The sequence below is a fragment of the Tumebacillus avium genome (genome assembly GCF_002162355.1).
In the GTDB taxonomy this organism is placed as follows: domain Bacteria; phylum Bacillota; class Bacilli; order Tumebacillales; family Tumebacillaceae; genus Tumebacillus_A; species Tumebacillus_A avium.
In genome coordinates this window covers 5,189,853-5,201,494 of the sequence record NZ_CP021434.1, presented here as the reverse complement: position 1 = coordinate 5,201,494, position 11,642 = coordinate 5,189,853, and the positions used below count along the sequence as shown (strand labels likewise).

Genomic DNA, 11,642 nt, shown 5'->3' with positions numbered 1-11,642 from the left:
TCACACCTTTGCTAGAGATTCAAAAAGCTCACTCCGTTTGGTTTGGAGGTCAAGAGCTTCATCTAAGTTCCCCATTGCACGACACGAGTTGACCGCAATTTGGAGAGCTGCAGCTTGGTCTCTTACAAATCCTATTATATCAAAGATGTTAGAAGATTTTATAGCGAAATCATGTGCTTGAACAAAGTTCTGAATCGTAAAAAAGTATTTTGCGTAGACTGCATAAAACTCCCCGACTTCAAGTGTAGGTGCCAGACTATTAGAGGTCACCAGTTCGTAGGCTTTGCTGACGTACTGATACAAAGAGTATCTCAGCGATTTTGGCGTAAACAAATACAACTCCCGCTGGATAGCGATCCTTTTCGAATTGGTCGGCACATCGAAGCAGGTCTTGGATCGCTTGTTCGGGATTCTCTTTGTACGTAATGGATGAGGCAACAGTTACCTGGACACGGCTGAACAAGGAAGTATTGTTGAGTGTTTGGTACAAGGTCTTGGCTTGATCAAAGTACTCAGAAGCTTTGAGAAAGTCGTTCGTGTTTTTGTGGGCGATACCTAATACAAATAATGCATCTGCCAGTTTTCTTATGTCATTCGTTTTCTCATAATACTCTCCGGCTTTTTCGATATAGGAGAGCGATTCACGGATAAAACCTTTTCGGCGTAACGTTAGACCTACGTTATAGGAGATATACGCAGCAAGATGATCGAATTCAATGAACCGGTTTATATAATCATAGGCGCGTTTGTAGCTGTAGAGGGCATTTTCTGTTTCTTGTAGTTCGGTGTAGTTGTTTCCGATTTTGTTTCGTATCCAAGCCAACACATAGGCATCGTGGAAATTGGAAGACTCGAGATTTGTGATTAATGGGATAAGAGTTGACAAAGCATCTTGGTAACGCTCTTGTAGATATCTGCAATCAGCAAGAAATACGATCAGCTTTATGCTTTCTAGTTCGGTCAACACCTCTTGGGCCTGTATTTTTACTATAAGTTCCTCTGCTTCATCCGGACGGTTTGTCTCAATCAATACCTCGACTAATTTGATCCGGGTTTGTAATTCCAAATGTTTGTCTTTATCTTGAATTAGATCTCTGAGAGAAATATTGAGGGCATCTGCAAATTTATTCAATAGTTCAGCTGATGGCGTTGCCCGATCTTGTTCGATGGTACTGATCCATGAGATCGTCACCCCAACAAAAGCTCCAAGTTCCGTTTGCGAGAGATTGCGCTCTTTACGTAATCGTCGAATTCGCTGTCCTAATGTTTCGTCCATTATAGTATTCACCTGATTTATTAGACTTTATTGAATATTATAGAGATGTGATCATAAATCAGCAACACACATAGCAAATTCCTGTAACTTCTTTACCTTTCATACTTTACATTAAGAATTGATGTAATCAACAACACTCTCCTATAATCATGCTGGAATGATCAGAAGGGAGTGTCGGAGATGTCAACATCGTCCCTTGGACAACGAATTAGGGAGTTGCGACTGCGAAAAGGCATGACGCAAATCGAGCTTGCAAAAGGAATTTGCACGCCTAGCATGATCAGTCAAATTGAAAGCGACCGTGCACGACCTTCTTATAAAATGCTGGTCGGTCTGGCGAACCGGCTGGAGGTGCCGATGGAACACCTTTTGAAAGAGGTGGATCTGGAGATGGAATATACGAGTGATGTTATTTGATGTTTTCCACCTTCAATTTGACCGGGTACAATGAGGAAGCGAAAAGTGATCTCATCTTCGAGATTGACGAGCTATTGGATTTGATTCAAGGTATTTATAGTGAATCAAGGACGAAATCCAAAATCAGCTTTATAAAGCTCCAGATTTTATTAGGTTTTGTGGTGGGCACTGTGTGGGTCGCGACACTTTTTGGGTGATACTGAATGCTGGAAGGAGGATTTAGAAATGGGCCAATTCCCAGCGCAGCAATACAAGATCGAGAAGGTCAAAACCTTGATTGATCCAACTCCGCAAAAGGAGTTCCAGACCTTGCTCAACACAATGAGTGCGGAAGGGTGGAGACTCCACAGTCTTGTCCCGCAAGCAGATGATGGTGGAGAAACTTCCTGCAACATCGCTATCTTCGAAAAGAAATAGCAACCACGAAGCACCTCAATCTGGGGTGCTTTTTTCAATTACAGGGATATGTGTTATAGTTTACTTCTTACTGATCGGACACTATGGACGAAACCGATGCTAGAAGGAATAAACGATTGATAGACCGCCATAGGTGATCAGTTGGCGTTCAATTAGTTTGGCTCCCCTTTCTCTTGCAGCACTTGTGGCGCAGGAAAAGGGTTGTGTGGGCGTGCGGTGGGGTGTGTGATGGCATGGAGGGAAACTCCTGATTTTGGGTGATTTGTTAGGAGAAGGATGGTGGATACATTGGAACCCCAAGAGATTAAATTTTATCTATCTATCGTAGAGCGTCAAGATTCGCTTCACATGAGTCATACTGAGGAATGGGAAGTTGGGGTCGTCCAAAAGGACGATAGAACTTATCTTTGCAATGGTAAGTTCTATCGGACCAAGGTGCGTTATGAATGGAGAGAAATTGAAGCGTCAAGCGAACAGGAAGCAGTCACGAAAATGATCGAAATTATCAAATTGAAAAGAAGTTCGTACTACACACTTTAAGGCACCCGCTAAGGGTGCTATTTCTATTGCCAAAAGGAAAACCACCCGGTGGGGTGGTTAGCGACCAAGTTTTTTCTTCACATCATCGGGCAGGAAGTGCGGCAGGTTTGAGGTAGAAACTACACTAATGGAGCTGACAGTCATAAAGAAATCAGTAAAGATTTCCTTGATTTCTTCGGGGGATTTAGGGGTCTTCGTTGAAAAGTACAGATTTGTCAATTCCATTGCAACGTCAAAGCGATTTCTTGAAATTGTAATATTGTCAGCCACTGAGATGTCACCTCCTTTGAGTATTGATATACTTTACCACATTTTGTAATGCAGATCTTGAGTCTAGATACTATTTTTATGGTGTGATGATGGCTACCGAGTTGGTCGAGCAGCACTGTCTCCATGAGACTGCACCGGCTGTAGAGCTGTACGGTGGAGAAGAACTCGGATTATATCTGATTAAGGCGCTAGAGGCGGCTATTGGTACGTAGGTGCAGGATAATTGTCCCTTGCGCCGAAATATGGTATCGAAACGAAAGGGGAGAATCAGAAGTGAGCGAGAAACAAATGTGGTACGATGTAAGTTACATGCAGGAGTTGATGCGTGCCGCTTTTTGGGATGCGTATGAAGCGTACGAAGCATTGCACAATAATCATGGGGATCAGAGGTTTAGCATTGCGATGAACTACCTGGTTCTATCCCACCAAAGTTATGTGGAACTAAATCGAATGAAGCATGAAAAGGACTTGTCGCATTACGAGATCGACGGATTCTTAACGGCCTATGATGAGTATAAATTTGAACTGAAAAAAGTGATTACAGCGAAAGACGAAAACACGTCATGGTTGTACTCGAAGAAAGAAATGCTGTTAGAGAGTTGGAAATCTACTAATGAGTTTTTGAGCAATTACATAAAGAGCGCGACCAAGAAGTGAACAAAAGCACTCCCACTGGAGTGCTTTTTCAATTGCTGAGATATGAGATATTGGTTTACATTTCTGACAGATCGGACACTTTGGACAGTTATTGCATGCCGCATTTGCCCAATGGTAAACTGTCGCCACAAGGTATAATCGATGCATAGACCGCTTGTTGAATCGCGTCGTGCGATCGCAGGCGGTCTCTTATACACACATTAAAGTTCACCTTCGCTGTCATAGTGCTATCAGTCAATGAGGAATAGGTGCTCTGTATGTTCTGGGTTAAACACCCTAATTCTTGAGTCGATCTCCCTTATCCACACGATCTCTCAGAATGTCTTGAAAGGAGGAGCGTAAGCCTTACGCGATTTAGTGGACTGACGATTTTAATTGGCCAATTTCGTCGAATTCAAACTGTCCATTGACATGGAACCTTGCTATGTTGCGCTACACTGAAAACGAAGATATCTCGATAGGCAGACAATATGTATGCTCCTCGCGCTTTGATTTTCGAGCTATAAGTTTGAATTTAGAGCTCGATGATCCTTCTCTAGAATTCTAGTGTTTAGGTTTACACTTTGGTAAGTTCGGATATTTTGGACAGTTTTGCTGTAGCAATTGACCCGTGGTAAACTGTCGCCAGAAGGAATAAACGATGGATAGACCGCTTGCAGATGAGCGACGATCAAGGCAGGTGGTCTTTATGTTATTTAACTCACCTCAAGAAAGTGGTGCAAATTACTATGTTATCATGTATGATTTGTAATCATGAGAAAATGGGGTGAGGGGTTTTGGTAAAGAGAGATTATTCGTCTGAGCAAGTTGAGTTCACAAAACTACGATACTTACTGCACCTTCGTTATTGCGCTATCATTATGGTGTTGATTGTGATGGTAGCAATGACTTTTTCGCTTTCTACTGACGATCAATCAGTTGCGAATTACAACTTCGCCGCAACAATTTCTTCAATCATCCTAGCAGTTGTTGCAATTCTTTTCACATTTTGGGATGTAGCCGGGCAGAACAAAAATATTCGTCAAATGCAAAACATTGCAGATAACTTAAGTTCGTCTGTTGAAGACATCAAGTTGTTAGAAGAAATATCTATAAATAACATGGAAGAGTTGGCAAAGTATTTCCAACAGCTTACCGATCACTTGGAGAATCAAGATGACAAATTGAAGAAGTTCATGGAAGTTATAATGGAAAGATCGTCAACTGATGAGAAGGGGGAAAAATCAGTTTCTCTAGAGGTTATCAAAGACACAACCCATGAGGTGTTTGAGACAATTCCTAGATTAGCACCACTAAGTAGTTTAAATTTTTCTGAAAGACCAGAAATTGTATCTTTGGGAAAAGTCACAGAGGAATTAAGCAATAATATTCGATTGTATCACCAGCTTAAGAAAAAACAACAAAATCTCAATGATCCGAACAAGAGAAGGGAATAATTTCGGCTAGAAGTAATCCTCTGAAACCACCAACTGGCACCCAACCTGGGTGCTTTTTCTTTTGTAAGAATAGACGCCTTTTCCCAATCGCTTGTGAATTTGAAAGGAGGTGATTCGACCCGATGAGCTTTGGAACTATAGAAGATCGCATCCAACACTATCTCCAACTGAAGGAACAGCGGAAGGAGATGAAAGAGAAAACGGAGCTGCTCATGGAGGAGATTGAGCAGCACTTCGAAACCTCGTCGATCGGGCAGGGCTGATCTTCGAGCTTCCAGACGGTACGTGGGCGGTGATCGAGAAGAAAGGCACGGCAAAGGATGACTTCGACCGAGATGGCCTGGCACACGAGATGCTACTTGCACAAGATGAGCTGAAAACGGCTATCGACGTTTGGTAAGCGTCTAATACTCCCCACCTCCACACGAAACATAGAGCATGAGATAATCCTCCTCAGACGGAAATGAGGAGGAATTTTTTATGACTCGAAGCGAGCTTCGAGCTGTATGGGAATCTCGAATCTCTGACTGCCGCGCCAGCGGTCAAAGTGTAGCGGCGTGGTGTACAGCTCATCAGATCAATTCTCGCCAGTACTACTATTGGCTGCGCAAGCTCTCCAACACTGAGATGCCTTCACCTCGCTGGTTGGAGGTCTGCGCAGACCAACAGCCAAGTAACGAAACCGACTCCTGCTTGCAGGTCAAAATTGGCTCTGCCGTGATCGAAGTCAAGCCAGGTTTCAATCGAGACCTGTTGGCGGATGTCGTCCTTGCCTTGCAAACGATATGTTAAACGAAACCGACATAACTCGTGTCTACATAGCCAGCGGCCACACGGACCTTCGCAAGTCGATAGACGGTTTGGCCGCCTTGGTTCAGGAGAGTTTCGAACTGGATCCATTCTCCCAATGCCTGTTTGTCTTTTGCAATCGGCAACGAGACAAACTTAAAATCCTGCACTGGGAGCATAACGGCTTTTGGCTCTACTATCGCCGCTTAGAGCGAGGAACCTTCCAATGGCCGCAAAAGAAATCTGGTCCAACGATGCAGATCAGTCGAAGAGAGTTGCGGTGGCTTCTGGATGGCTTGTCGCTTCAGCAACGAAAGGCACACCCGAAACTCACCGCACAGACGGTGATTTAGTATGAAAAAATTCTTGTTCTCACTAGGAGAATGAGAGCTTCAAGGCGAAGAAAAAAGTATGAAACCTACAATAGCCATCCCAACCACCATTGAAGAACTTCAAAAACAGAACATACAACTTGGAATACAAAACGCAGAGTTGAAAGCTAAGCTCAACTGGTTGGAACAACAGTTTCGTCTCAGCCAACAGAAGCGTTTCGGTGCCTCAAGTGAGCGGACAAACGCGGATCAGTTGGAACTGTTCAACGAAGCGGAATCCGAATCCTCCACTGCCGTGCCAGAGCCGACCGCAGAAACGATTCAATACGTCCGCAAGAAGAAACGTGGACAGCGAGAAGAGTTGCTTGAAAACCTGCCGGTTGAAACGGTGGAATACCGTCTCTCGGAAGACGAGCAGGTCTGCTCGTGCTGCGGTGGTCCCACCCATGAAATGAGCACGGAGGTTCGCCAAGAGCTGAAAATCATCCCGGCTCAAGTAAAAGTGTTGAAGCATGTTCGCTATGTGTATGCGTGCCGCCGTTGTGAGCGTGAGGAGATCAGCACTCCCGTGCTGACAGCTCCCATGCCGCAACCTGTATATCCTGGCAGTTTGGCTTCCCCATCCGCATTGGCTTTTATCATGAATCAAAAGTACGGGGAAGGCTTGCCCTTGTATCGTCAGGAGCAGCAACTCATGCTTCTCGGAGTAAACCTGTCGCGACAAACGATGGCCAACTGGATGATCTATGCAGCTGACCGCTGGCTGAGCCTGCTGGAGAATCGTATGCGAGAGCACATGCTGAAGCAAGACATTCTGCATGCCGATGAAACGACCCTGCAAGTACTGCGTGAACCGGGTCGGGCAGCCAAGAGCACATCGTATCTCTGGCTTTACCGTACCGGGCGCAACAGTCATCCGATCATCGTGTATGACTACCAGCCGACACGAGCAGGCGAACACCCGCGACAGTTCCTGTCCGAGTTTCACGGCTACCTGCATGTGGACGGATACGCGGGGTATAAGAAGATCCCTAACGTCACCCTGGTCGGGTGTTGGGCACATGCTCGCCGCAAGTTCGACGAGGCTCTGAAAGCATTGCCGGCCTCCAGCCGAACCGCAGCTGTAACCGCGAAAGAAGGGCTCGAGTTCTGCAATCGTCTTTTCGCGATCGAACGCGAGATGAAAGATGCCTCGCCGGAAGAACGATACACGGCCCGTTTGGAGCGTAGTCGGCCCATACTGGAGGAATTTTCGGTATGGCTACAGACTCAAAAATCCCGCGCGTTACCGAAGAGCGCACTGGGGCAGGCCATAAAGTACTGCCAGAACCAATGGGTAGCATTGGGGGCGTTTTTGCTCGATGGGCGTTTGGAGATCGACAACAACCGAAGTGAACGCGCCATCAAACCATTCGTGATTGGACGGAAAAATTGGCTGTTCGCCAATACTCCACGCGGCGCAAAGGCAAGCGCTGTGATCTATAGTCTTGTCGAGACGGCGAAGGCGAACGGGGTAAATCCGCTGGTCTACCTGACCTATCTCTTCGAGACCCTGCCCAACCTTGCGAACCCTCATGATCACCATGAGCTGGATCGCTTGCTCCCGTGGTCGGACACGCTGCCGCTCATCTGCCGAGTATTTAATAAAAAGCACGAATCGCCTTCAGTTCTTGCGTAGCTGAAGGTTATTCGTGTTTTGTTTACGATGAATATCTTTCAAGCAGTCCCCACCTTTCGGCAAACGACACAAGGTGGGGACTGTTTTACGCTTACGACGTTTGCATCCTCACGCACTATTGTAAGCTGACGCCGGACATGATCTGTCGAAAGACTTTTGTGGATTGATAAAATCGGAATTAACATCGAAGGAAATTGACAAGAAATGTGAATTTGTTGAAACAACACTTTAACCAGATTTGGTGCAGTTAAACCATAAATTATTGATGGACAGGAAAACTTGGTTTTATAAAATCATTTCCTCTGTTGTCAAAGGTTTGAACGTGATTGCTGGTCGACCTCCAGTAAATACAACCGAGCTCATGCTTAAGAGCGTAGCGTTAGGAGCAAACATCTCCCTTGAATTCAACGAAAATAAAAGAATCTTGACCACAAGTGCAGTGGAGAGTGGGTTGGCATTTTTGCTGAGTGTTAACAGTGTGTTGAATAAGTAAACTTAGGTGTTCATTCTTGTTCAATAACAATGTGGCTATGAGAATAAACTCGGGCTGCTGATGTTTGCGCCGATCATGCAACGATACTTCCCCTCCTCCATAATCAGAACAAGTGTGGAGACCTTTTGTTGTAACGATCATCAACAAATCGTCATTCTGATCCACGACCGTCCTTTGGACGACGTTTTCTGCAAATTTCAACTTGACAAACTGATTATGCATCTGAAAAGCTCCTCTCGATGTTGTTCGTCACACCAAACTTCGAAAAAAGCTTCTAGGATGCTTTTTTCTTTCCAGTCCACCACAAGATTCATTTTGTTACTGCTACACTATAATGTCCGTAAATTGACAGGCTCTGCTGTCTAAGAGTTGACGGAGAAGTTGACCGCGTAAGCGGCGCTTCCATCAGTGAAAATGTCCCGGCTGACGCCCGCATACCCTATATGACGAGCTATGTATGCTCCAAATTGGGCACGGTCGTAGTGGACCAGTTTGCATTGTAGATCAATTCTTATCCGAATGGCAGTAAACATCTGGAGTTGAAGGCGATCTCACAGTTCATTTTGTCCGACTAGGATTAGAGCCATTGGAATCTGGGCATCCATTTTGAAGTTCAGCAGAAACTGTGCTCCTTACGAAAAAGTTCTCTAATTTTCGAGATGATAATTTGATAAAATAATTATGCTATTTTGGGGGATGACTCTGGTGCAACTGTTCGAGCCGTGGCACGTCATACAGAAGCGTCCTTTTTCTATGTGGATATGTTTGGTGGTCATTATATCCGTCAACCTTTGACAGGCAAGAACGTCAGCTTTTGGTCATTTTCCATCGGCTGTAGCAGCATAAGCCTAGTATACGACAATCGAGCTTCGAGGTCCCCGTAAACGAAAATGAGAAAGCCGCTCTTATTCCTCGCCACGGAAATTGAGCGGCTACATAAAATCACTGTAATAATTGTTACTCTATCTTAGTACAACTTTTATGACTTTCCATTTTGGAATATCCAAAATACCAGAACCTGAAGGGGTCTTTTCCAAGTAGACACTTAAGGGCCGGTTATTGAGCAACGTTGAGTAATAATAGGAGCCGTCTTCTAGTTTTCCTTGAGCATCGGTTGTTTTTTCACACTTCGTGTCAGGCGGTAACTGATTAATAAAGTCAGCAGTTTTAGAATCCTGAGCAATTCGCAAGATCTCAGTTTGATCTTTGATTGCCACAAGATGATTGATTTGTGACTCGAGTTCAGATTGGCCACGTAGGTCACTAATTACATAATACCAGTAGATCAAGCATCCAAAGACTAAAAGCAATAAAAACGCGAAAATGCCAATTTTATTTGCTCTTTTGTTCATAGGACCGCCTCCAAGGTTTGTTAGGTTCACTTGTTGATTATTTCCTCCGATAGGTTATGTATATTTTCGCGATTTACTTTCAATAACCTCGTTGTATTCGTAATGTCATTGTTTGAAATAGATTCTTCCAACTCAATGAATTGCCCATGAAGCTGATTTGTAAAAGCTTCACCTTTTGTTTGTAAAGCGATTGGGTGAATAACTCCATGAAAAGCACCCCGAAGTGAAGCTAGGGATTCGGCTGCCTTTTTGACATCCCCATCTTTAACAGAGGACTCTGCTTTTTCAAGACCTAATTGAAAATCTTTGATTGCCTGGGTCGCTTTTTCAATGTCACTTTTGGGTGAGGAGAAGGATGTTGGTTTATTTGGGTCATAAGCAGCAATTACACCGGTTTTAGGTTGGGAGTCATTATTATCAGAACATCCTAGAAAATAGAGTGGAAATATCAACAGGAATATATATCCGATCGAAGTTTTCATTTGTAATTATCCCCTAACTGAAAAATTGAAAAGTGAAGGGATTGAGACCCTTCACCGGTACGATCTTAGTTACGCCACCATGCAGTATTCGGCCAGCCTTTTGCGTCGGAGCAGTCATGAACACCATTTCCTTGTGCGTTGAGTCCATCACACAGATTATCCGCAGTAGGAGGAAGTGGACAACCGTATGCGATTAATGCAGCATCACAGTCACTGCCAACGAAATCGGCAATAGCTTTTGACCAATCGGTTTTCCAAGACCAGTAACGATGGTCGGATGCAATCCCGTTAAAACGGTTGCAGTGAACATGATTGCCTGTGTATACGGGTTGTCCGCTGTAAGTCTGACCGGGGTAAGAGCCACCACCACCGTCTACAGCTTCGTTACCGATTACTGATTGGGGAATGGAAATTGGTTCCTCCATAGGAGCGAGAACGTCTGACATTTGCACTGTTTCAATTAAATCAACAGTCAGGTTGCTTTTCGAAGTTACGTCAAGAACTTTACTTTTGTGCAATTTACCTTGGGCATTAAATTCGACAAGTGCTTTTCCTGGCTGAACATCCACAGAGTAGCTGCCATCGTTATTCACTTGTACTTGTTGTCCATTTACATATACCATACCGGAGAGTGCCGGATAGATTCGGATGACATCTACAGTGCCATCTGAATGCACAAAATACTTAAAATTATTATCTTGATCTGCTAACACCGCATAAGTAGCAAGCGTGTCAGACGAAACGTTGTTACCATGAGCAACCAACTGGCGATAGACTTTGCCCTGAAGGTGTGCCGATTTGGGAGAGTCAGCATAAGCAGCCACAGGGAGAAGCAAAGAGCCTAATGCTACACTACACACCGCTAAGTTTTTAAAGTTCATTATGATGCCTCCTTTTTCTATTCAACAATAAAAGTATCGGAAAATGAAGTTAACTTCCCTTCGTTTTGTACATGAAGCGTCAAATTCCAAGTTCCCTTTGATAGTGTTGCTTCGGCAGTGTACTCTGTATTGCTTACCTGGGCTAACTGAACAGGCACTTTTTCATTGGAGTGTTCTTTTAGAACTTCCGCAGTTATTTTTTCTGATGAATTGATCTTGTTGATGCTATTTCCTAAGAAGCTTATTTGGAATGTAGCCACGGAACCCGTAACTTTGTGAGTGATGGAAGCATACACATCTTGTTGCACTGTCGAAGTATTTCCTGGGGAAGAATCGATCTTTATTTGTTCTCCGCATCCGGAAGACAATATTGTTACAATAGTTGCAAAAGCCAATCCTGCCATTGTTGATTTTAACCAGTTGCTACTGAGTACATCGAGCATTTTTCATGATCACCCCCTTCGTATATTTAGAATAGAATTTTTAGGTTGAGTTTTATGATTGTATGTTTACATTTCTATACCAATTGGTGAAATGTGTCAATAGGTGTATTTTTGTTGATAAAACTGCATGAGGGATAAGAAAATCCACCAAAGTCATGTTGGGCTTAAGTATGACTAGG

The 11,642-nt window shown here is 44.1% G+C and carries 15 protein-coding genes; 9 read left to right on the top strand and 6 right to left on the bottom strand.

Annotated features, from left to right (window positions below):
* Positions 1–259: 259 nt before the first annotated feature.
* Positions 260–1,276 carry a helix-turn-helix domain-containing protein gene (locus tag CBW65_RS23725; protein WP_087459022.1) on the bottom strand — a complete coding sequence of 339 codons (1,017 nt, stop codon included), beginning with the start codon at positions 1,274–1,276 and terminating at the stop codon, positions 260–262.
* Between the two features lie 180 nt (positions 1,277–1,456).
* On the opposite strand from CBW65_RS23725, the gene CBW65_RS23720 reads away from it, so the two are divergent.
* The 3 genes from CBW65_RS23720 (at position 1,457) to CBW65_RS24670 (ending at position 2,650) form a co-directional block, all read left to right on the top strand.
* A complete protein-coding gene (locus tag CBW65_RS23720) occupies positions 1,457–1,693 on the top strand; it encodes a helix-turn-helix domain-containing protein (protein ID WP_087459021.1) in 237 nt (78 codons plus the stop codon).
* 225 nt (positions 1,694–1,918) lie between these two features.
* On the top strand, positions 1,919–2,110 hold the full coding sequence (locus CBW65_RS23710) for a DUF4177 domain-containing protein (RefSeq protein ID WP_087459019.1): 192 nt from the start codon (positions 1,919–1,921) through the stop codon (positions 2,108–2,110).
* Between the two features lie 279 nt (positions 2,111–2,389).
* Positions 2,390–2,650 carry a hypothetical protein gene (locus CBW65_RS24670; RefSeq protein ID WP_198299712.1) on the top strand — a complete coding sequence of 87 codons (261 nt, stop codon included), beginning with the start codon at positions 2,390–2,392 and terminating at the stop codon, positions 2,648–2,650.
* 57 nt (positions 2,651–2,707) lie between these two features.
* Here CBW65_RS24670 and CBW65_RS23700 read toward each other — a convergent pair whose 3' ends face one another.
* Positions 2,708–2,920, bottom strand: coding sequence for a hypothetical protein (locus CBW65_RS23700; RefSeq protein ID WP_087459017.1), 213 nt, complete (start codon positions 2,918–2,920; stop codon positions 2,708–2,710).
* 273 nt (positions 2,921–3,193) lie between these two features.
* On the opposite strand from CBW65_RS23700, the gene CBW65_RS23695 reads away from it, so the two are divergent.
* The 6 genes from CBW65_RS23695 (at position 3,194) to tnpC (ending at position 7,812) form a co-directional block, all read left to right on the top strand.
* Positions 3,194–3,577, top strand: a complete 384-nt coding sequence (locus tag CBW65_RS23695) for a hypothetical protein (protein ID WP_087459016.1) — start codon at positions 3,194–3,196, stop codon at positions 3,575–3,577.
* 875 nt (positions 3,578–4,452) lie between these two features.
* Complete coding sequence (locus tag CBW65_RS23690; protein WP_157722158.1) at positions 4,453–5,013, top strand: hypothetical protein; 561 nt, start codon at positions 4,453–4,455, stop codon at positions 5,011–5,013.
* A 122-nt stretch (positions 5,014–5,135) separates the two neighbouring features.
* Complete coding sequence (locus CBW65_RS24485) at positions 5,136–5,276, top strand: hypothetical protein (RefSeq protein WP_157722157.1); 141 nt, start codon at positions 5,136–5,138, stop codon at positions 5,274–5,276.
* Between the two features lie 217 nt (positions 5,277–5,493).
* A complete protein-coding gene (gene tnpA / locus CBW65_RS23685) occupies positions 5,494–5,805 on the top strand; it encodes an IS66 family insertion sequence element accessory protein TnpA (protein WP_087456258.1) in 312 nt (103 codons plus the stop codon).
* On the top strand, positions 5,799–6,155 hold the full coding sequence (tnpB, locus tag CBW65_RS25440; protein WP_087456259.1) for an IS66 family insertion sequence element accessory protein TnpB: 357 nt from the start codon (positions 5,799–5,801) through the stop codon (positions 6,153–6,155). The genes tnpA and tnpB overlap by 7 nt, the downstream gene beginning before the upstream one ends.
* A 58-nt stretch (positions 6,156–6,213) precedes the next feature.
* Complete coding sequence (tnpC, locus tag CBW65_RS23675; RefSeq protein ID WP_087456260.1) at positions 6,214–7,812, top strand: IS66 family transposase; 1,599 nt, start codon at positions 6,214–6,216, stop codon at positions 7,810–7,812.
* Positions 7,813–9,267: 1,455 nt separating this feature from the next.
* Here tnpC and CBW65_RS23660 read toward each other — a convergent pair.
* The 4 genes from CBW65_RS23660 to CBW65_RS23645 form a co-directional block, all read right to left on the bottom strand.
* Positions 9,268–9,657: a hypothetical protein gene (locus CBW65_RS23660; protein WP_087459013.1), complete on the bottom strand. Its 390-nt coding sequence runs from the start codon at positions 9,655–9,657 to the stop codon at positions 9,268–9,270.
* 26 nt (positions 9,658–9,683) lie between these two features.
* A complete protein-coding gene (locus tag CBW65_RS23655; protein ID WP_087459012.1) occupies positions 9,684–10,139 on the bottom strand; it encodes a hypothetical protein in 456 nt (151 codons plus the stop codon).
* 65 nt (positions 10,140–10,204) lie between these two features.
* Positions 10,205–11,020: a hypothetical protein gene (locus CBW65_RS23650; protein WP_087459011.1), complete on the bottom strand. Its 816-nt coding sequence runs from the start codon at positions 11,018–11,020 to the stop codon at positions 10,205–10,207.
* A 17-nt stretch (positions 11,021–11,037) separates the two neighbouring features.
* Positions 11,038–11,463: a hypothetical protein gene (locus CBW65_RS23645; protein WP_087459010.1), complete on the bottom strand. Its 426-nt coding sequence runs from the start codon at positions 11,461–11,463 to the stop codon at positions 11,038–11,040.
* Between the last annotated feature and the right edge of the window lie 179 nt (positions 11,464–11,642).

Excerpts from the sequence above, each read along its gene's own strand:
- CBW65_RS23725 (WP_087459022.1), bottom strand. The coding sequence starts at position 1,276 with ATGGACGAAACATTAGGACAGCGAATTCGACGATTACGTAAAGAGCGC.
- CBW65_RS23720 (WP_087459021.1), top strand. The coding sequence starts at position 1,457 with ATGTCAACATCGTCCCTTGGACAACGAATTAGGGAGTTGCGACTGCGA.
- CBW65_RS23710 (WP_087459019.1), top strand. The coding sequence starts at position 1,919 with ATGGGCCAATTCCCAGCGCAGCAATACAAGATCGAGAAGGTCAAAACC.
- CBW65_RS23690 (WP_157722158.1), top strand. The coding sequence starts at position 4,453 with ATGGTAGCAATGACTTTTTCGCTTTCTACTGACGATCAATCAGTTGCG.
- CBW65_RS24485 (WP_157722157.1), top strand. The coding sequence starts at position 5,136 with ATGAGCTTTGGAACTATAGAAGATCGCATCCAACACTATCTCCAACTG.
- tnpA (WP_087456258.1), top strand. The coding sequence starts at position 5,494 with ATGACTCGAAGCGAGCTTCGAGCTGTATGGGAATCTCGAATCTCTGAC.
- tnpB (WP_087456259.1), top strand. The coding sequence starts at position 5,799 with ATGTTAAACGAAACCGACATAACTCGTGTCTACATAGCCAGCGGCCAC.
- tnpC (WP_087456260.1), top strand. The coding sequence starts at position 6,214 with ATGAAACCTACAATAGCCATCCCAACCACCATTGAAGAACTTCAAAAA.
- CBW65_RS23660 (WP_087459013.1), bottom strand. The coding sequence starts at position 9,657 with ATGAACAAAAGAGCAAATAAAATTGGCATTTTCGCGTTTTTATTGCTT.
- CBW65_RS23655 (WP_087459012.1), bottom strand. The coding sequence starts at position 10,139 with ATGAAAACTTCGATCGGATATATATTCCTGTTGATATTTCCACTCTAT.
- CBW65_RS23650 (WP_087459011.1), bottom strand. The coding sequence starts at position 11,020 with ATGAACTTTAAAAACTTAGCGGTGTGTAGTGTAGCATTAGGCTCTTTG.
- CBW65_RS23645 (WP_087459010.1), bottom strand. The coding sequence starts at position 11,463 with ATGCTCGATGTACTCAGTAGCAACTGGTTAAAATCAACAATGGCAGGA.